Annotated in this window: 13 protein-coding genes; 6 read left to right on the top strand and 7 right to left on the bottom strand. The window is 71.8% G+C overall.

Features of this window, described 5'->3' with window-relative positions:
* The first annotated feature begins 39 nt into the window (after positions 1-39).
* Positions 40-897, top strand: a complete 858-nt coding sequence (locus OO63_RS25845) for a GNAT family N-acetyltransferase (RefSeq protein ID WP_030357181.1) — start codon at positions 40-42, stop codon at positions 895-897.
* A 69-nt stretch (positions 898-966) separates the two neighbouring features.
* Here OO63_RS25845 and OO63_RS25840 read toward each other — a convergent pair whose 3' ends face one another.
* The gene (locus OO63_RS25840) at positions 967-3,285 is read right to left on the bottom strand and encodes a glycoside hydrolase family 3 N-terminal domain-containing protein (RefSeq protein ID WP_030357182.1); all 2,319 of its coding nucleotides are present in this window, start codon (positions 3,283-3,285) and stop codon (positions 967-969) included.
* A 168-nt stretch (positions 3,286-3,453) separates the two neighbouring features.
* Here OO63_RS25840 and OO63_RS25835 point away from each other — a divergent pair, with 168 nt between their 5' ends.
* Positions 3,454-5,358: an ABC transporter ATP-binding protein gene (locus OO63_RS25835; protein WP_030357183.1), complete on the top strand. Its 1,905-nt coding sequence runs from the start codon at positions 3,454-3,456 to the stop codon at positions 5,356-5,358.
* Positions 5,359-5,419: 61 nt separating this feature from the next.
* Here the strand turns inward: OO63_RS25835 and OO63_RS25830 are convergent, their stop codons facing one another.
* Positions 5,420-6,358, bottom strand: coding sequence for a LysR family transcriptional regulator (locus OO63_RS25830; protein WP_051811193.1), 939 nt, complete (start codon positions 6,356-6,358; stop codon positions 5,420-5,422).
* A 270-nt stretch (positions 6,359-6,628) separates the two neighbouring features.
* Between OO63_RS25830 and OO63_RS25825 the strand changes: the two genes are divergently transcribed.
* Positions 6,629-7,834, top strand: coding sequence for an MFS transporter (locus OO63_RS25825; protein ID WP_030357185.1), 1,206 nt, complete (start codon positions 6,629-6,631; stop codon positions 7,832-7,834).
* A 226-nt stretch (positions 7,835-8,060) separates the two neighbouring features.
* The gene (locus OO63_RS25820; RefSeq protein ID WP_030357187.1) at positions 8,061-8,630 is read left to right on the top strand and encodes a TetR/AcrR family transcriptional regulator; all 570 of its coding nucleotides are present in this window, start codon (positions 8,061-8,063) and stop codon (positions 8,628-8,630) included.
* Positions 8,631-8,714: 84 nt separating this feature from the next.
* Here OO63_RS25820 and OO63_RS25815 read toward each other — a convergent pair whose 3' ends face one another.
* Both OO63_RS25815 and OO63_RS25810 read right to left on the bottom strand, forming a co-directional pair.
* Positions 8,715-9,542 (bottom strand): 4'-phosphopantetheinyl transferase superfamily protein, encoded by an 828-nt coding sequence (locus OO63_RS25815; protein WP_199819455.1) that lies wholly within the window; start codon positions 9,540-9,542, stop codon positions 8,715-8,717.
* Positions 9,539-10,933, bottom strand: coding sequence for a glycosyltransferase (locus OO63_RS25810; protein ID WP_078619360.1), 1,395 nt, complete (start codon positions 10,931-10,933; stop codon positions 9,539-9,541). The genes OO63_RS25815 and OO63_RS25810 overlap by 4 nt, the downstream gene beginning before the upstream one ends.
* Positions 10,934-12,236: 1,303 nt before the next feature.
* Between OO63_RS25810 and OO63_RS25805 the strand changes: the two genes are divergently transcribed.
* The gene (locus OO63_RS25805; protein WP_030357190.1) at positions 12,237-15,107 is read left to right on the top strand and encodes a helix-turn-helix transcriptional regulator; all 2,871 of its coding nucleotides are present in this window, start codon (positions 12,237-12,239) and stop codon (positions 15,105-15,107) included.
* Between the two features lie 197 nt (positions 15,108-15,304).
* Here the strand turns inward: OO63_RS25805 and OO63_RS42445 are convergent, their stop codons facing one another.
* Positions 15,305-16,054 (bottom strand): P-loop NTPase family protein, encoded by a 750-nt coding sequence (locus tag OO63_RS42445; RefSeq protein ID WP_157854049.1) that lies wholly within the window; start codon positions 16,052-16,054, stop codon positions 15,305-15,307.
* Between the two features lie 507 nt (positions 16,055-16,561).
* Between OO63_RS42445 and OO63_RS25795 the strand changes: the two genes are divergently transcribed.
* On the top strand, positions 16,562-18,190 hold the full coding sequence (locus tag OO63_RS25795) for a flavin monoamine oxidase family protein (protein ID WP_030357192.1): 1,629 nt from the start codon (positions 16,562-16,564) through the stop codon (positions 18,188-18,190).
* Between the two features lie 100 nt (positions 18,191-18,290).
* Here OO63_RS25795 and OO63_RS25790 read toward each other — a convergent pair whose 3' ends face one another.
* Complete coding sequence (locus OO63_RS25790; RefSeq protein ID WP_030357193.1) at positions 18,291-19,088, bottom strand: ABC transporter permease; 798 nt, start codon at positions 19,086-19,088, stop codon at positions 18,291-18,293.
* On the bottom strand, positions 19,085-20,032 hold the full coding sequence (locus OO63_RS25785) for an ABC transporter ATP-binding protein (protein ID WP_199819456.1): 948 nt from the start codon (positions 20,030-20,032) through the stop codon (positions 19,085-19,087). The genes OO63_RS25790 and OO63_RS25785 overlap by 4 nt, the downstream gene beginning before the upstream one ends.
* Positions 20,033-20,363 lie beyond the last annotated feature (331 nt).

The raw sequence follows: 20,363 nt of genomic DNA, 5'->3' as shown, positions 1-20,363 counted from the left end.
TTGTAGCAGAGGGGCCACCCCTTCCAGGAAGGTGCGGCGATGGAGAACGCGACCCCCGGACAGCTCGTCGTCTCGACGGCGACGCCCGACGACTGGCGCACGGTCACCGAGTGGGCGGCGCGGGAGGGCTGGAACCCGGGTCTCGGCGACGCGGCGGCGTTCTTCGCGCAGGACCCGGAGGGGTTCTTCATCGGCCGCGTCGACGGCGAGCCGGTCTCGGCGATCTCGGTGGTCACCTACGGCCCGGCGTACGCCTTCCTCGGCTTCTACCTGGTCCGCCCCGACCTGCGCGGCCACGGCCACGGCATCGCCACCTGGCGGACCGCCCTCGCCCGCGCCGGGGACCGGGTCGTGGGCCTCGACGGCGTTCCGGCGCAGCAGGACAACTACCGCCGCTCCGGCTTCCAGCGGGAGCACGGCAGCCTGCGCTACGTCGGCCCCGTGGGCGCGCCGGGCCCGCTGCCCGCGCACATCAGGCCCGTCGCGGACGTGGGCCGCGACGCCGTCGCCGCGTACGACAGCGCCTGTTACCCCGCCGACCGCCCCCGGTTCCTCGACGTCTGGCTGACCGCGCCGGGCCACCGCGCGCTGGCGAGCGTCGTCGACGGCCGCGTCACCGGGTACGGGGTGCTGCGTCCGGGCAGGGACGCGCCGCGCGTCGGCCCGCTGTTCGCCGACACCCGCGCCGACGCCGAGGCGCTGCTCGACGCGCTCGGGGCCGAGTCCGGCGGCGTGGCCGTCGCCATGGACGTACCGGAGACGAACACGCAGGCCGTCGCGCTCGCGGAGGGGCGCGGCATGAAGCCGTCGTTCGACACGGCGCGCATGTACACGGGCCCGGTACGGGAGTTCGCGCGTGAGCGGGTCTTCGGGATCACGACGCTGGAACTCGGCTGAGCGCACGGCGGTACCCGGCCGAGTGGGGGTGGCGGCGTGGCGCCGCCACCCCCACTCGGCGCGTCCCGCTCACGTCACCGTCAGCGTGACCTTGCTCTTCGCCGTGGAGCTGTTGCCCACGTACAGGTCGAACCTGCCCTCCTCGACGAGGAATTCGCCGTGCGGGTCGTTCGTCCAGAAGCCCAGATCGGCTGCGCCGAGCCGGAAGCGGACGACGGTGGAGCGGCCCGCGCCGAGCGTGACCCGGCGGAAGCCGCGCAGCTTGCGCACCGGCTGCGTGATGCTCGCCGCGAGGTCGTGGACGTACAGCTGCACGACCTCGTCGCCCTTGCGGCGGCCGGTGTTGGAGACGGTGACCGACACCTCCAGGCTGTCGCCGTCGCGCAGGGAGCCCGCGGGGACGGAGGCGCGGCTCAGCTTCGGTGTGCCGATCTCGAACGTCGTGTAGCTGAGGCCGTGGCCGAAGGGGAACTGCGGGTCCGGCGGCAGGTCCAGGTACTTGGACGTGTACTTGTTGTCGGCGTTGTAGGGGCGGCCCGTCGACTCGTGGTTGTAGTGGATCGGGATCTGGCCGACCGTGCGCGGGAACGACACGGGCAGCTTGCCGCCCGGGTTGACCTTGCCGAAGAGGACGTCGGCGATGGCGTTCCCGGCCTCGACGCCCGGATGCCAGGCCTCCAGGACCGCCGGTGCCGACTCCAGCCAGCCGCCCATGGTCAGCGGCCGGCCGCCCACCAGGACCACCACGAACGGCTTGCCCGTCCGCGCGACCGCCTCGACGAGACGTTCCTGCGCGCCGGGCAGGCCGATGTCGCTGCGCGCCGCCGCCTCACCGCTCATCGACGGCGGCTCGCCCACGACGACGACCGTCACGTCGGCGGCCTTCGCGGCGGCCACGGCGGCCGGGACGCCACTGGTGTCCTTGCCCTCGGGGTCGACGCCGCGCGCGTACGTGACCTTCGCGTCCGGGGCCGCGCGGCGCACCGCGTCCAGGACCTTCACCGACGGGTACTTCTTCGCGGCGGCCGGGACCACCCAGGTGCCGAGCAGGTCGTCGGAGTCCCCGAACGGGCCGACGACGGCGACGGACTTGACGCCGGACTTCAGCGGAAGGACCTTGCCGCCGCTTCCGGCGCCCTCGTTCTTGAGGAGCACCATCGAGCGGGCGCCGGTCTCGCGGGCGGCCTTGCGGGTGGCGGCGGTCGGCCCGTCGATCGCGGCGTCCTCGTCGACGTACGGGTGGTCGAAGAGGCCGAGGGCGAACTTCAGCCGCAGGACGCGGGCGACCGCGTCGTCCAGGCGGCGCTCGCTGATCTTCCCGGCGCGCAGCAGCTTCCTGCCGTGCTCGCGGAGGTTGGTGCTGACCATCTCCATGTCGACGCCCGCGTTCAGCGAGAGCCGGGCGGCGGCCGCGCCGTCCTCGGCGAAGCCGTGCGCGATCAGCTCCTGGACGCCCGTCCAGTCGCTGACGACGACGCCGTCGAAGCCCCACTCCTTCTTCAGGATGCCGGTCAGGGTGTGGGAGTTGCCGTGCGCGGGGACCCCGCCGACGGTGTTGAAGGACGCCATCACCGTGGCGGCGCCCGCGTCCAGGGCGGCCTTGAACGGCGGCAGATAGAGATTGCGCAGCCGGGACTCCGACACGTCGACCGTGTTGTAGTCGCGCCCGCCCTCGGCCCCGCCGTACGCCACGAAGTGCTTGGCGCAGGCGGCGACCCGGTCCTTGGCGGTGAACTCGCCCTTGCCCGGGCCCTGGTAGCCCTCGACCTTGGCGGCGGCGAACTCGGCCGTCAGATACGGGTCCTCGCCGCAGCTCTCGGCGACGCGGCCCCAGCGCGGCTCGTGCGTGACGTCCATCATCGGCGAGAACGTCCAGTGCACACCGTTGGAGCGGGCCTCCTTCGCCGACACCTCGGCGTCGGTCCGCGTCACGTCCGGGTCGAAGCTCGCCGCCTGCGCGAGCGGGATCGGGAACGTCGTCCAGAACCCGTGGATCACGTCGAGGCCGAACAGCAGCGGGATGCCGAGCCGGGACTCCTCGACGGCGATGCGCTGAAGGGCGTTGCTGCTCTTGGCTCCGAAGATGGAGAGCACCGAACCGAGGCGGCCCGCGCGCGCCGCGTCCTCCACGTCCTTGGTCTCGCCGCCGCCCGGGCCGGTGTCCCAGGACCAGGCGAGCTGCTGGAGCTGGCCCAGCTTCTCTTCGACAGTCATACGGTCGAGAAGCCGCTGGACCTTGCCCTCGTGGGGGGTGCCGCGGTCCTCGGCGGCGGCGCCCCGGGCCGGCGCGGCGGGCGCCGCCTCGGCGATTCCGGTGTTCAGGGCACCGCCCGCGACGGCGGTGCCGCCGATCGCGGACAGCACGGTACGCCTTCGTACATCTCGCATGCGTTCGCCTTCTCACGTCAGGAACACGAGTAACCGGAGTGATGCGCTCAAGAATTGAAGCGAAAGTACGTGCCGGCTACAGGAGGGTCAAGAGGCGCGACAGGGGAGTCCGGGACATGTGAGGCGACGCTTGACCTCAAGATAACTTGAGGTTCTACGGTGCTGCACATGAGCATGGAGACCACAGCCTGGACCCAGCTGCACAGCGTCATGAACGCCGAGCAGGAACGCCGACCCTTCGCCCGCGCCACGCTGCGCCGCATCACGGCCTTCGCCGCGCCGCACCGCCGCCGCATCACCCACTTCGTCCTGCTGAGCGTCGTGACCGCGCTGCTCGCCGTGGCGACTCCCGTCCTCGCCGGGCGCGTCGTCGACGCCATCGTGTCCGGCGCCGAGTCCTCGACCGTCGTCCGCTACGCCGTGCTCATCGCCGTCATCGCGATCGCCGAGGCGGGCCTCGGACTGCTCAGCCGCTGGCTGTCGGCGAACCTGGGCGAGGGACTGATCCTGGACCTGCGCACGGCCGTCTTCGACCACGTGCAGCGCATGCCCGTCGCCTTCTTCACCCGCACCCGCACCGGCGCGCTCGTCAGCCGCCTCAACAACGACGTGATCGGCGCACAGCGGGCGTTCAGCAACACCCTCTCCGGCGTCGTGTCCAACCTCGTCACCCTCGTCCTCACTCTCGCCGTGATGCTCGCCCTGTCGTGGCAGATCACCCTGCTCGCCCTGGTCCTCCTGCCGGTGTTCGTGGTGCCCGCCCGCCGCATGGGTACCCGGATGGCCCGCCTCCAGCGGGAGGCGGCACACCACAACGCGGCCATGGGCACACGCATGACCGAGCGGTTCTCGGCGCCCGGCGCCACCCTCATCAAGCTGTTCGGCCGACCGGCGGACGAGTCCGACGAGTTCGCGGCACGGGCCCGCCGGGTGCGCGACATCGGCGTCCGCACCGCCATGGCACAGTCGGCCTTCATCACCGCCCTGACCCTGGTGTCGGCGCTCGCCCTCGCCCTGGTCTACGGACTCGGCGGGTACTTCGCCCTCGACGGCACCCTGGAGGCCGGCGCCGTCGTCTCGCTCGCGCTGCTCCTGACCCGTCTCTACGCGCCGCTGACGGCCCTCGCGGGAGCGCGCGTCGAGGTCATGAGCGCCCTGGTGAGCTTCGAGCGGGTCTTCGAAGTCCTCGACCTGAAGCCCCTCATCGACGAGAAGCCGCAGGCCCGCACCGTGCCCGAGGGGCCCGTCGCCGTCGAGTTCGACGACGTCCGCTTCGGCTACCCCTCCGCCGACAAGGTGTCCCTCGCCTCCCTGGAAGAGGTCGCCTCGCTCGACGGCCGGGGCGGCGACGAGGTGCTGCACGGCCTGTCGTTCCGCGCCGAGCCCGGCCAGACCGTCGCGCTCGTCGGCTCGTCCGGCGCGGGCAAGTCCACCATCGCGCAACTCCTTCCCCGCCTGTACGACGCCGACTCCGGAGTCGTCCGCGTCGGCGGCGAGGACGTGCGCGACCTGACGGCCGACTCGCTGCGCGACACCATCGGCATGGTCACCCAGGACGGCCACCTCTTCCACGAGTCGGTGCGCGCCAACCTGCTGCTCGCCCGGCCCGGCGCGACCGAGGACGACCTGTGGGACGTGCTGCGCCGAGCCCGCCTCGACGCCCTCGTGCGGTCGCTGCCGGACGGCCTCGACACGGTCGTCGGCGAGCGCGGCTACCGGCTCTCCGGCGGCGAGCGCCAGCGCATGACCATCGCGCGGCTCCTGCTCGCCCAGCAGCGGGTCGTGATCCTCGACGAGGCGACCGCCCACCTGGACAACACGTCCGAGGCCGCCGTGCAGGAGGCCCTCGCCGAGGCACTCTCGGACCGCACGGCCGTGGTCATCGCGCACCGCCTCTCCACCGTGCGGGCGGCCGACCAGATCCTCGTCGTCGAGGCCGGGCGGATCGTGGAGCGCGGCACGCACGACGAACTGCTCGCGGTCGACGGGCGGTACGCGGAGCTGTACCGGACGCAGTTCGCGGGGAAGGCGGACACGGCGGACACGGCGGACGCGGTGGCCGTGACCGTCTAGCGCCGCGGTGGTCTCCCACGTGCCGGCCCGAGGGCTCGACGCCCCGGGCCGGCACGCGCGTTCAGGGGGTCGCCGAACCGCCGACGTCGGCGCGGACCGTGGCGAGACGGAGCAGCGCCGCGGCGTCCCGGGCGATCTCGTTGAAGGCGTGGACGGCGGCCGCCGGGGTGGCGGCGAGCCAGGTCGGGACCCACTCCAGGGGCGGCGCGTCACGGAAGGGCACGTACACGACGTCGGGGCGGGCGAAGTAGCGCGTGACCTGGGCGCCGACCACCCAGGCCCCCTGTCCGGCGCCGATCAGGGACAGCGCCTCCTGGAGGGTGTCGAACGCGGGGCCGGGCTCGATCGGGACCCCCGACGGCGTCAACAGGGGTGTGCGTTCGGCGAGCCAGTACGGCGGCAGCGTCCGGGTCGCCTGCAGCAGGCGGACGGCCGCCAGGTCCTCCAGGGAGACCGTGTCGCGCTCGGCCAGGGGGTGCTGCGCGGGCACGGCGAGCATGCGGTGCTCGGAGAACAGGACCGGGCCGTTGACCATGCCGGGCTCCTGGTGCGGCAGGGTCACGATCAGCACGTCCACGTCGCCGTCGCGCAGTCTCGGGAAGCCGTCGGCGATCTGCAGCTCCCTGGGCTGGATCCGGGAGCCCGGGTGGCGCTGCGCGTACAGCTCGGCGGCGCGGATCGTGAGCTGTCCGACGGCGGGGCCGACGTAGCCGACGCGCAGCACGTTCGCGATGTCCCGGGCGGCGTTGACCGCCTTCCGCAGGCCGGCCTCGAGGGCGCGGTAGGGCGGCAGCAGGTCGTCGTACAGCTGCTGCCCCGCCGGAGTGAGGCGGACGTAGCGGCTGGTGCGCTCGAACAGGGGCGTCCCGATGCGGCGTTCCACCTTGCGGATGGTCTGGCTGACCCGACCGGTCGTCAGACGCAGGCGGTCGGCGGTGCGGCCGAAATGCAACTCCTCGGCCAGCGTCAGGAACGCCTCGAGCTCCACACGCTCCAGCACGGCCGCCCCCCGGTCGTTCAGTCTGGCTAAACGCTCAGGTCACTATCGCACCTTGTTCCCTCTCCCGGCGCACCGCACTGTGGTCCTGCGAGCACACCCGCCCCGGCCCCCTGACCTGGGACGGGTGGCCCCTCGCTGTCACGCACGCGGTGTCTGCCCGGGACCGGCGTGGCGTCGCACCCGTCCGGCCCGGCCGGACGCGAGCGCGACGACGACTCCGCCCCGCGCACCCCGCCGCCGTGCCCCCACCGATCGGAAGTCGCCACCACCATGACCGTCGTCGACACCCCCAGATCCGTCGCCCCTGAAGCCGACCGGGTGCCTCTGCGAAGATGGCTCGCCGTCGCCGCGATGGCCGTCGGGACCTTCGCCCTCGTCACCGTCGAATCCCTGCCCGTCGGCCTGCTGCCCTTCATCGGCGGCGCCCTCGACGTCTCCGAAGGGACGGCGGGCCTGATGGTCACCGTCCCCGGCCTGGTCGCCGCCGCCACCGCTCCGCTGCTCCCGGTGCTGATCAGGAACCTGGACCGGCGGATCGCCCTGCTCGGCCTGATCGTGCTGATGGTGGCCGCCAACGTGCTCTCGGCCCTGGCCCCCAACTTCGCGCTCCTGCTCACCTCCCGCTTCTTCGTCGGCATCAGCATCGGCGGGTTCTGGGCCCTCGCGGCCGGGCTCGCGGTACGTCTGGTGCCGGAGCGGCACATACCGCGGGCCGTCTCGATCGTCTTCGCCGGGGCCACGGCCGCCAACGTCCTCGGTGTGCCCGCGGGGACGCTGATCGGTGACCTCGGCGACTGGCGGATCGCGTTCGTGGCGGTCGCCGGGCTCGGACTGCTCGTCCTCGTCGCCCTGTTCGTCCTGCTGCCCCCGCTGCCCGCCGACCGCGCCGTACAACTGCGCACGCTGCCGCAGCAGTTCAGGAACCCCGTGGTGCGCGCCGGAGTCATCGCCACGTTCCTGCTCGTGAGCGGTCACTTCGCCGCGTTCACCTTCATCAGCCCCGTCCTCCAGGAGGTCTCCGGGATCGACGAGTCGCTGGTCGGACCGCTGCTGCTCGGCTTCGGCGTCGCGGGCATCGCGGGCAACTTCCTCGCGGGCACCGCCGCCGCGCGCGACGTCCGCGCCACCCTCGTCACCATCAGCGTCGCCCTGACCGCGATCCTCGCGGTGTTCCCCCTCGCCGGTGGCACCCCGGTCGGCGGGACGATCCTGCTGATCGCGTGGGGCCTCGCCTTCGGCGGCGTCCCCGTCGGCGTACAGACCTGGATCCTGAAGTCGGCACCGGACTCGACGGAGGCGGCCACCGCGCTCAACACCTCCGTGTTCAACCTGGCGATCGCGCTCGGCGCCCTGTTCGGCGGCATCGTCGCCGACCAGGTCACCCTCACGGGCGTGCTGCTCACCGGGGCGCTCCTCGCGGTGCCCACCACCCTGGCGGTGTGGAGCGCGCGGCGGGCCGGGCGGTCCGATGGCTGACCGGTCGCCGCTACCGCGGCACGACGTCCGGGACCACGGCCCCGGTGAGCACGGAGCCACGACGGCATCCCGAGGACGACCACGTCCGTACGGTGCGCGTGCTCCGCCGCGTGATCGCGAACGTGAGCGACCCGGAACCACTCCCCCCGTGGCACTCCGCCCGCAGTGGTTAGGGTGGGGTGCCGCCTTTACGAGAAGTACGGGAGAGGAACAGGAGAGGACCGTCATGCGACAGAACCCGGCCAGGCGCACCGCGCTGCTGGACGCCGCGATCGAGGTGCTCGCGCGCGAGGGATCCCGGGGGCTGACGCTGCGGGCCATGGACGCGGAGGCGGCGGTGCCCAAGGGCACCGCCAGCAACTACTTCCCGCACCGCGCGGAACTCCTCGCGCAGGTCATGCGGCGCATCCTGGAACGGCTCACGCCGGAGGAGGCCGCGCTCGCCGACACCATGAGCGAGAAGCCGGACTCGGCCCTCGTCGTGACGCTCCTCAAGCAGCTCCTGGAGCGGACGCGGGCCGACCGGGCCAGCCACCTCGCCCTGCTCGAACTGCGCCTGGAAGCCACCCGGCGGCCCGAACTGCACGCCGAACTCACCCGGTTCATGGCCGAGCAGCTCGAGGCCAACATCGGGTTCCACCTGGGCGCGGGCCTGCCCGGCGACCGCACCGGCGTCGTGCTGATCTACCTCGGCATGCTGGGCCTGATCGTGGACGACCTGACCGTGCCCGACCTGCTCGCGCCGTACTCGACGGACACCCTCATCGAGGAGCTGTCGCAGCGGGTCCTGCGCTGACGCGCCCCGGCGCCCGGCCTTGCCCCGTCCACCGGCGGGTGGCGGCCCGGCGCCGCCCCGATGCCGCCCCGGCGCCGCCGCTGCTCAGCCCGCCGGGCGCAGCGTGATCGCCGTGAGGACCAGGCCGTCCCGCGCCAGCCAGCGGCCCGTCAGCTCCTGCGGGAACCCCCGTTCGCGTACGGGGGGAAGGATCCGCGCGGTGAACGTGCCGCTGTCCGGGGTCTGCGACCGCTGGAAGACGACGTCGGCCTCCTCGAAGCCGAGGGGCGCGCGCAGCAGCGGATACCAGGTCTTGTAGACGCTCTCCTTGGCGCTGAACAGGGCGCGGTCCCAGCGCACCGCAGGCCACCGGGCGAGGAGGTCGCCCACGCGACGCCGCTCCTCGGGCAGCGCCACCGCCTCCAGGACGCCGTCGGGCAGCGGCTCGCCCGGGGTGGCGTCGATGCCGACCGAGCGGACGCGGGCGGTGCGGGCGACGGCCGCGCCGCGGTAGCCGTCGCAGTGCGTGATGCTGCCGACGACACCGCCGGGCCACTCCGGGCAGCCCCTGGCGTCGGGAAGGATCGACTCGGCGGGCTGCCCGAGCGCGGCCAGGGCACGGTGGGCGCAGTGGCGCCCGGTGGTGAACTCGCCGCGCCGCGACGGCACCGAACGGGCGATCAGGGCCTGCTCGTCGGGGTGCAGGACGACGCCGTCGGGGTCGCCCAAGGACTCGCAGCAGACGACGTCCGCGGGCACGATCCGCGCGAGCAGGGCGGGGGGCGCCCCGGTGGGCTGCGGCACTTCGGCGGGGAGCGGCGCTCCGGCGCGCAGCGGCGCCTCGGTGGGCAGCGGCGCTTCGGTGGGCAGCGGTCCTGCCGCGGGGTGCGGCGCCTCGGTCTCCGTACGGCCGTGCCGTGTCCCGAGAGTCATGGTGTGCCTTCCTTCTCCCGGCCTTCCGCCTCGGCCCGCGCCGGTGGGGCGGCGGTGTCTCTGGCCTGGCCGCGCCGCGGCAGATAGACCAGCAGCTCGGTGGCGATGAAGCGGATGACGAACGTCGTGAGGAGGGCCAGGGCGGTCGCGGGCAGCACCGACATGCCGACGCCGTCGACGAGCAGGGCGATCAGCGGGATGCGCAGCACCAGGTCGGCGTTGGCGAGCAGCGCGAACCGGCCGAGGCGGTCGGCCCAGTGGCGGTGGCCGCGCCGGTCGCGGAACAGCAGCAGATCGATGAGCAGGAAGTTCCACAGCACGCCGAACTGGTTGGCCACCACCTCGGCGGGCAGATAGTGCAGGCCCATGGCGGTGAGCGCGGCGAGGCCGCACAGGTTCGGCAGGAAGCCGGTCAGACCGATGAGGCCGAAGACCACCATGCGGGCGACCGGGGTGGCGGTGCGCAGCGACACCAGGTGGGCGAGGAATCGAAGGCCCTCGCGCACGGTCGACTTCGACTCGCCCGCGAACCGCTCCTGGAAGGAGAACGGCACCTCGGCGACGACGCGCGGGCGGCAGCGGATCGCCAGCTCGAGCAGGATCTTGTAGCCCAGCGGCTTGAGGATGTCGGAGTGGGCGTGCACCGTGCTGCGGCGGATCGCGAAGAAGCCGCTCATCGGGTCGCTGATGCCCCGCAGCGCCGAGCGGAACAGCGCCTTGGTGGCGAGCGTGGAGGTGCGGGACACGGCGACGCGGTAGCGGCCCGACAGCCCGGCGTGGCTGCCGCCGCCCGCGTACCGGCTGGCGACGACGAGGTCGGCGCCCGCCCGGCGTCCGGTCTCGACCAGCTCGGGCATCAGGGACGGCGGGTGCTGGAGGTCGGCGTCCATGACGACGATCCACTCGGACGCGGCGGCCTTCATGCCCTCCACCACGGCGCCGCTCAGGCCGCCCGTCGGCACCTCGCGGTGGATGACGTTCACGGGGAACGGGCAGGTGAGGGCCGCGCGTTCGATCGCGGCGGGGGTGTCGTCGGTGCTGTCGTCGACGAACAGGGCCTCGCACTCCAGGTGCGCGGGCAGCCCGGCGGCGAGGCGGGTCAGCAGTTCCTCGACGTTCCCGGCCTCGTTGAAGGTCGGGATGATCACGGTGACGGTGGTCCGGGTTCCGTCCGGGGGGAGGGCCGGGTCGAGAGCGGCGGCCACTTCCGACGCGGTGAGCTCGTCCGGGATGGCGATGCCTTCCGCCGCGGTGAGCTCGCCCGGGACGGCGATCTCGTCCGGGACGGTGAGTTCGTCCGGGGCGGCGATCTCGTCCGGGGCGGCGGCCTCTTCCCGGCCGGTGGGCCCGCGGCCTCCCGTCTCCTCGGCGTGGGGGCCGGTGACGCTCATCGGGGCACGCTCCCTTGGTGGGGTGCGTCCGCCTGCCGCGGCGTGCTCCGGGTGGTGGTGGAGCCCGCGGTGTGCATTCTCGCCATGGTCGTCCTCTACGGTCTGCGCGCCTGCGCGTCACATCGGGGTGCCCCGGTCGGCCGGGGCCGGTCGCGGGCGGTGAACCTGTCTGCTGTGCACGGGAGCCCCGGTGACCGAGCGGGGGAGACGGCCGTCGGCCGGGGGTGGCCGTCGTCCGGGAGCCGAGCCGCGTTCCGGAGGATCAGGGGTGGCGTCCGCCGTGCCCGCGCCACGGCGGCGCAGACCCTCGGTGATTCCTCCTGCCGGAGGCTATCCGCGGCCTGTGCGGCTCTCCACCCCTATCCGTCCCCTAGGGCCGGTGCAGGGCCGGTGCGGTGCGGTACGCGGCGCCGGGCACTGTCGTACTCCCGAGTTCGCTTACGCCCACGGCGAGTTGGGCTCCGCACGACCCTCACGAAAAGAGCGTTGGCCAGAAACGACGGCGTAACAATGTGACGCATCTGGCAGCGCCGACAGGTATGGACCGGGTGTGCACCAGGGGTTCCGGTTGCACAAGCGGTGTGCAGCTCCCGAAGGCGTCTGAACGCCATGAACTTCCTTGGTGAATTTTGCCGTCAAATTGCCTTTGGATTGTCTTCAGGGGACCGTTACAGGGTCTCCGCGAGAGGCTTGCCCGGATGCGAACGCCTAACGCATCCTTAACGGCCCCGGCCGGGAGAGGGGAGCCCGCGAGTGCGCCCTCAGGCCAACGGCGGTTGCGCCGCGAGGCGTTGAGCGTGACGCGCGAGGGCGGTATGAGCCCCTCCGCTTGGAGGTCGGGGGTACTGGCCGGACTGGGAGCGGGTACGAGGGGGCCGGCGGGCGGTTCCGCGGACGTGCGCGTGGCCAGGGGCGTTTCCGGACAGGGTGGCTGGATGATCACTGTGTCGTTGGTCTCGTGGCCGGTTCTTCTTCTCCTTTCTTTCAATTGGAATTCAAAGTTCCGTATGTGCGGGCGGTCTCCGGGAGGTCCACTACCACATCCAGGGCCGGAGTGGGGAGGGCTGAACGTTGCGAGTCGTGGTGGATTTGGGGGGTGGGCTCACTTCTTTCGGGGCTACCTCGTCGTCAAGTTTCAGTCATAGTTGTGTTGTTGACTGAGTGCCGCCAGAAGCACGGGAGAGGTATCAGGAATATGCCCTGGTATCCTGCGAAGCGGTTCCAGTAGTTACTTGAGAGTGCGTTATGCAAATAAGGCACCAGTGCACTTTGCGATAATTTCTTACGGGGAGGAAACCGCACAATGAGCCTGGTCGAGCGAGTCGATGAATGGGCTCTCTTGGAGGAGGTTCTGGCGAACAGCACGGAGGGGCCTTCCCGTGTTGTTGTGGTGAGAGGGCCGGTGGCCACCGGCAAGAGCGAGTTGCTGAACGGCGTCGCCGACCAGGCCGAGGCGCGAGGCCTCACGGTCCTGAGGGCGACGGGTTTACGAGCGGAGCGCAGGACCCCCATGGCCGTTTTCGGCCAACTGCTCCTGAACGCGGGCCGGGCCGAGGGGCCGCGGGACCTGCCGGAGCGGGACGGCCTGGCCCGTCCCGAGCAGGGGGAACTGCGAGAGACCAGTGCCGCGCGCGTGGAGCAGCTGCTCGACGACGCGAGGTTCACCGCCATGCTGCGCGACCCCGACTACGAACGCGAGGAGCACGTCCGCGCCCACGTCATGCGGTCGCTGACCGCGGCCCTGCACGCCTCGGCCGATGGCAGGCCCCTTGCGATCCTCGTCGACGACGTCCAGTACGCCGACATCCCGTCCCTGCAGTGCCTGCAGCACGTCATGCGGGAACTGCGGGCCAAGCCCCTGGTGATCGTGCTCGGCCTGCGCACCGGACCGCGCGCCGAACGCCCCATGTTCAGCGCCGAACTGCTTCGCCACCCCCGGCTGACCCAGCTGCGCCTCGCCACCCTCGGCGAGCGGGCGACGGCCGAGATGCTGCGCGAGCACCTGGACGAGGCGACCGCTCGCCGCCTCGCCCCCGACGTCCACCGCGTCAGCGGCGGCAACCCCCTGCTGATCCGGGCCCTGACCCACGACATCCTCGCCCACCGTCCCCCCACCGACCCCTCCCTGTCCGCCCTGCACGCCCTCACCGTCGGCGACGCCTACCGCCAGTCCGTGCTCAGCTGCCTGCACCGGGGTGAGGACTCCGTGCTCGCGGTCGCCCGGGGCCTGGCGATCCTGGACGACGCCGCGTCCGACACGATCCTCGCCGGACTGCTCGAACTCGACCACGAGACCGTCACGCTCAGCCGCCGCGCCCTGGAGTCCGCGGGCCTCGCCGAGGCGGGAACGTTTCGGCATCCGCTGGCGAGAACCGCCGTCCTCGACGACCTCACCCGCGACGACCGGATCGACCTGCACCGCCGCGCCGCCGACCTGCTGCGCCGCGGCGGCGCCGAACCGCCCGTCGTCGCCCGGCACATCGTCGCCGCCGGCGAGGTCACCGACGAGGAGTCCCTCGACGTGCTGTGGGAGACGGCCACCCGCGCCCGCCGCGACGAGGACGTCTCCCTCGCCATCGCCTGCCTCCAGCTCGCCGACCAGGCCTGCCCGCGCGGCGCCCGGCGCAGCGAGATCCTGGCCGAACTGACGCGCTGCGTCTGGCGGGTGCGACCGTCCACCGTCGGCCCCCATCTGCGCGCGCTGCGCTCCGCGTTCGACGAGGGCTGGCTCGCCGAGCAGGCCGTGCCCGCGCTCCTCGCGGGCCTGCTCTGGCAGGGCCGGTTCGACGAGGCCGCGGAGATCGCCCGCAAGTGCCAGGGCGCGTACGAAGGGACGTCCGCCGTCTCGGCGTACCTCGGCGCCGGTGCCGTACGCACCACCTACCCGGTCCTGCGCGAACGCGTCGGCCCCGACAACTGGCCTGCCCCGCACGGCAACGCGGACGCCGTGACCGGACGCGGCAGCGACCCCCGCAGCCGGGCGGGCGCCGCCCTGAACACGGTGCTCACCCGCGGCGTCGACCCGCACGCCGCCGACCTCGCCGATGCCGTGCTGCAGGGCACCCCGCTGAACGACGCCAACCTGGAGGCGCTGACCTGCTCGCTCAACGTCCTCATCTACTCCGACCGGCTCACGCGCGCCGCGCACTGGTGCGACGCGCTCCTTCGCGAGGCCACCAAGCTCGGCGGCCCGGGCTGGCAGGCACCCCTCTCCGCGGTCCGGGCGAAGATCGCACTGCGCCAGGGCAACGCCGGGGACGCCGTGCGCTACGCCGTCAACGCGCTCGCGTGGATGACACCGCTCGGCTGGGGCGTCGGCATCGGCTCGGTCCTCGCCACCCTGGTGTCCGCGCACACCGCGATGGGTCAGTACGACCAGGCCATGACCTATCTCGACCACCACGTCCCGGACGGCCTGCCGGAGACGCGCTACGGCCTGGAGCTGATCCACGCCCGCGGCCAGCTGTACGCGGCCACCGGCCGGGTCCGGCCCGCCCTCGACGACTTCCTCACCTGCGGGGAGCTGATGACGCGCTGGGGCATCGACCAGCCCGCGCTCATCCCGTGGCGGTCCGCCGCCGCGGAGATGCACCTGCGCACCGGTGGGGAGGCCGAGGCCGACCGGCTCGTCAAGGAGCAGCTGTCCAAGTGCGGCCCGGGGCAGTCGCGCACCCGCGCGCTGACCCTGCGGGTGCTCGCGGAGGTCGCCGGACTGCGGCGCCACCACCACGCGCTGCACGAGGCGATCGAGGAACTGGAGGAGTGCGAGGACCGGCTCGAACTGGTGCGGGTCCTCGGGGCGCTCAGCCGCTCCCACCACGCCCTGGGCGAGCTGGGCCAGGCGCGCATGATGGCGCGGCGGGCCTGGCGGATCGCGCGCGACGCCCAGGCCGAGGCGCTGTGCGAGCAGCTGCTGCCGTACGGCGACGGCGACGTCCCCGCGGTCGAGCGGCCGACGGGCAACGGTGAGAGCTGCCCCTCGGAGGAACTGACCGACGCGGAACGGCGCGTGGCCTCACTGGCGTCCTTCGGGCACAGCAACCGGGAGATAGCACGGAAACTGTTCATCACGGTCAGCACGGTCGAGCAGCATCTGACGCGGGTCTATCGGAAGTTGAACGTGTCCCGCCGCAAGGATCTGCCGCACGATCTGCTCGCCGACACGGCGTGCTGACATCCCCTGACAGGGCGTGCACAAGAGGCGCCCGATCACGGTCCGGCGCGGGATGACAACGTTGTGCTGATGGTTCTCCACGGTCAACGATCCGCTGGGGAGACGGAGTTGAGTGTCCGATGACCTGGGGAGGCGTGGAGAACCGGAGGGAGGGGCGGCCGCCCGGAGCGTGACCGGCGGCGCCCTGCCGGATTCGGTCAGTGAGCGGCCGACCGGCAGTCGAGGCACATCTCGCCGTCGTGGACCGCGAAGGCGCGGTCCGCCACGGCGTGGGCGATCTGCCAGGAGCGGGTGGAGAACACCACGGTCCCGGTGGACGCCGTGTAGCGGCTCAGGACCCGACAGATGATCTTCTCCGACGTGCTGTCCAGCTCGTCCAGAAGATGACAGAGCAACAGCAACTTCGGTACGTGCAACAGCGCGCACCCCAGGGCGGTGCGCGAGCGCTGCCCCGGGGAGAGCCCGGACACGGGCACCCGCTCGACGGCCCGCAGCCCGAGGGCGTCCGTTAAGTCCGCCGTGCGCTGTGTGGCCGTCTCCGCGGAGAGCCCCTTGTGTCTGCCCGCGGCCACCAGCGCTTCGTGGACCATCACTTCGGGCAGCGGCATGCCCACGGACACGACACCGACGAGCCGTCGCACGGCCGTCGGATCTGCGCGCGGGTCGAGGCCGTGGACCGACACGGCACGGCCGGGTCTGTCGTCGCACAGCAGCCGCGCGAGGAAGCGGTCCGCCGACTCGTCGTCGGAGACCGCGGCCACGCAGCTGTGCGGCTCGATCCGCAGGACGCGCTCCCGGCCCCCCGAACCGCTCGCGCACGCCCCCGATCCGCCGTCCGCCGCGTGCCGTACCTCCAGGGCCATGGGCTCCGGCCGGGCTCCGCCGGGCGCGGTGCCCGGCCGGTGATCATGCACCGCGAACCTTCGGCCGTCCGACCCTCGATGCATGAAGCCTCTCCTTCATTGCGAATGTTGCACAGTTGGGTACGCGGGGACTCTCTGGGGGTGCGTGGTGCGGACACCATAGATCATTCCAAGGCGTCTCCTGACTTTCGTACAGTCTTCAGGATCGAGGCCTGGCTACTAAAGTACTCAGTGCGTGTCGCGTGTCTTTTTCGGCCCCGTCATCGTGGTGGCCGTGGTGCCCCTGGGGTGCCGGGTGCGTGAACGTAGGAGGCGTAAGGGGATGTTGAGGGGTTTCTCCGCCCCCGGGCGCCGTCGTCATAATCAAGGGCACCGTCAGACGCGCCGTGTATCGGAGGCGATTCGCGAGCCCGACGGCCCCGTGGGGCAAGGCTCGGCCGCGTACGTCGCAGACCGTTCTCCTGCTGCCGCAGCCCGGCTCACCGCGGCCGTCTGAACGTACCGCCGGGCCGGCCTCCACCACGGTCAGAGGAGTATCCGTTGGTTGCCCTCAACGGCAGTTCGCGTCCCGGCGCGGCAGAATCCATCACCATGCTGGGCCCGGACTTTCCCTTCGCCTACGACGAATGGCTGTCCAGCGCCCACGGCCTCGGTGAAATACCGGAAGCGGAGTTCGGGACACCGGTCGCCGTGATCGGGGCCGGGATATCGGGTCTCGTCGCCGCCTATGAGCTGCTCCGCCTGGGGCTGCGGCCCGTGGTGTACGAAACGGGACAGATGGGCGGCCGCATGCGCTCCGCCGCCTTCGACAGCCATCCCGACGCCGTGGCCGAGCTCGGCGCCATGCGCTTCCCCGCCTCCGCGCTCGCCCTGCGCCACTACCTGGACCTGGTCGGCCTTCAGACCCGGCCCTTCCCCAACCCGCTGACCGCCGCGAGCGGCAGCACCGTCGTCGCCCTGGGCGGCGACCGGCACTACGCCCGGCGGGCCGGCGAACTCCCCGACATCTACCAGGAAGTCGGCATGGCCTGGGACAAGACGCTCCAGGAGCACGCCGAGCTGTTCGCCATGGACGACGCGATCCGCCGCCGGGACACCGCCGCCATCAAGGCCATCTGGAACCCGCTGGTGCGCGCCCTGGACGACCAGTCCTTCTACGGCTTCATCGCGAACTCGCCCTCCTTCCAGTCCTTCAAGTACCGGGAGATCTTCGGCCAGGTCGGCTTCGGCGCCGGCGGCTGGGACACCGACTTCCCCAACTCGATGCTGGAGATCCTGCGGGTCGTCTACACCGGCGCCGAGGACGACCACCGGCTCGTCGTCGGCGGCTCCCAGCAACTGCCCCTGCGCCTGTGGTCGCACGCCCCCGACGACGCGGCCCACTGGCCCGCGGGCACGTCCCTGGAGTCCCTGCACCGTGGCGGCCCCCGCGGCGGTGCCGCCCGCATCGAGCGCACCTCGCGCGGCATCACCGTGCACGAGCACGGCGGCGGCTCCCGGGCCTTCCCCGCGGCCGTCTTCACCCCGCACAAGCGGACCCTGGTCACCAACGTCCGCTGCGACCAGGCGCTCCTTCCCACGTCGGTGTGGACGGCCGTGGAGCGCAGCCACTACATGGGCTCCTCCAAGCTGTTCGTGCTCGTGGACCGCCCGTTCTGGCGCGAACGCGACCCGCGCACCGGCCGGGACGTGATGAGCACGACCCTCACCGACCGGATGCCGCGCGGCGTCTACCTCTTCGACGAGGGCCCCGACCGCCCCGGCGTGATGTGCCTGTCGTACACCTGGAACGACGACTCCCTGAAGATGGCGCCGCTGACCCCCGAGGAGCGCCTGGACGGTGTCCTCGACGTGCTCGCCGACATCTACCCCGGCGTCGACATCCGCTCCCGCGTCATCGCGCCTCCGCGCACGGTGACCTGGGAGACCGACCCGCACTTCCAGGGCGCCTTCAAGGCCAACCTGCCGGGCCACTACCGCTACCAGCGGCGCCTGTTCACCCACTTCATGCAGCAGGAGCTGACGCCACGTCAGCGCGGCTTCTTCCTCGCCGGCGACGACGTCTCCTGGACGGCGGGCTTCGCCGAGGGCGCCGTGACGACGGGCCTCAACGCGGTCTGGGGCGTGCAGCGCCATCTCGGCGGCGCCACCATGCCGTTGAACCCCGGACCCGGTGACCTGTTCGCGGAGCTGGCGCCGGTCGACCTGCCCGAGGACTGACCGGGCGACAGCCCGGCGCGGGACAGAGGAAGGGCCCCGGAGCGCATCCGCTCCGGGGCCCTTCCGCCGGTCCTCCCGCATCCGCCTGCCGCGAAGCCGCCTACGTCTGCGCGCGCTTGAGGAACCCGCGGATGCCGATGGACGCGAACAGCGTGATCGACCCGACGAGCACGATGAGCGTGATCGGCAGCGGTACGTGCTCCACGTTCGGGGACGTCACGGCCCGCATGCCCTCACTGGCGTACGACAGCGGATTGGCGCCGCAGATGACCTGGAACCAGCGCACCTCGTCCAGGGCGACCAGCGGGAACTGCGTCGAGCCCGTGAACAGCAGCGGCATCAGGACCAGCGTGAACATCACGTCCACCTTGTCGCTGCTCACTGACGTACCGAGGCACAGCCCGATGGAGGCACCCGCGAGCGCGCCGAGCCCGGCGATGCCGAGCGCGGGGACGGTCTTGCTGATCGGCCACGACAGATCGAGCAGGACCATGCCGACGGGGGTCATCATCAGCGACGCCACGAACCCGTACAGCGCGCCGAACAGAATCTTCTCGACGGCCACCAGGCTCAGCGAGATCGGCGAAAGAAGCCGGTCCTCGATCTCACGCGTGTACGAGAAGTCCACGACGAGCGGCAGCGCCGTGTTCTGCATGCCGCCGAGGAATCCGTTCAGGGCGAGCACGCCGGGCAGCAGCACCGAGCTGTAGTCGCCGTCCACATAGCCCGCGTCGCTCAGCAGCACACCGAACACGAAGAGTGTGAAGAACGGCTGGATGATGGCCTGGCCGATGAACGTGGGGAACTGGCGCAGGGCGACAAACACGTCGCGCCACATGATGGCGCCGAACGTGTGCAACTGCCGCGAGGCCGGTGCGGCCGTGGCCGACGTAGTCATCGCAGATTCTTTCCGGTGAGGTGGAGAAAGACGTCTTCCAGGGACACCTTTCCGACGCCGACGTCCGTCACCCGGAAGTCCGGGCCGGTCAGCGCCGCGAGCGCCGGCTGGAGCGCCGCCACCGGCTCGGTGTCCGTATAGATGCGGAACCGGAAACCGCCGTCCGCGGGCGGGTTCTCCGGGTCCACCTCGTCGACCTGACGCACCCCGGGCAGGTCGGAGAGCAGCTTCACCACGGGCGCGGGCCCCTGCGGCGACTCCACCGTCAGGGCGAGCGTCGAGTGCGCGGGCAGCAGTTTGCCGAGGCCGTCCGGGGTGTCCAGGGCGAGCAGGGTGCCGCGGTCGACGATGCCGACGCGGTCGCACAGCTTGGCGGCCTCGTCCATGTCGTGGGTGGTGACGACCACCGTCACGCCGCGCTCGGCGAGTTCGGCGACCCGCTCGTGCACGAACAGGCGCGCCTGCGGGTCGAGTCCGGTCGCGGGCTCGTCGAGGAACAGCACGTTCGGCCGGTGGATCAGGGCGCGGGCGATCATCACGCGCTGCACCTGCCCGCCCGACATGTCGTCGACCTTGGACTTGCGGTAGTCCGACAGGCCCATCTGGTCGAGGAGTTCATCGGCGCGCTGCCGTCGCTCGGCCCGCGGGATGCCGTGGTACGTGGCGTGGAACAGCAGGTTCTGCCGCACCGAGAGCGACCGGTCGAGGTTGTTGCGCTGCGGCACCACCGCGAGCACGCGTTTCGCCTCTCTCGGCCGCGCGACCACGTCGACACCGTCGATCACGACGCTGCCCGAAGTCGGCCGCACCCGGGTGGTCATCATCCCCACCGTGGTGCTTTTCCCCGCGCCATTGGGGCCGAGCAGTCCGAACACCTCGCCCCGATACACATCGAAGCTCAGGCCGTCGACCACGCGGCGTGCGTTGGACGCGTACTGTTTCACCAGATTCTCAACCCGGACAGCGTTTTCCACGATCCTGACCCTAGGGCCGGGCGTGAATCCCGAACACCCCTATATCCGCCCGGTACCCGGGCGCCATAGGGGCAGCTTAGGGGTAGGGGCGGCGAAGGTCGCGCTGTTAGCCTGCACAGGTATTGTGGGCAAATCTGTCTGAAGTCGGTTCGGGAATACCGGTGTTCCTCGGGAAACCTCGGGAAACCAGGGATCCGTGCGGCCGCAGGAATCCACAGCGTATCGGGGAATCGTCGAGGATTCCCGGTCCATGGATTCCGCGGGCCCGTCGCGCCGTCGATTCAGAGAATTGCCCGGAGTG

Source organism: Streptomyces alboflavus (assembly GCF_000716675.1).
GTDB lineage: Bacteria > Actinomycetota > Actinomycetes > Streptomycetales > Streptomycetaceae > Streptomyces > Streptomyces alboflavus.
Note: the sequence above shows the minus strand (reverse complement) of the source record. Positions and strands in the feature narration are given on the sequence as shown.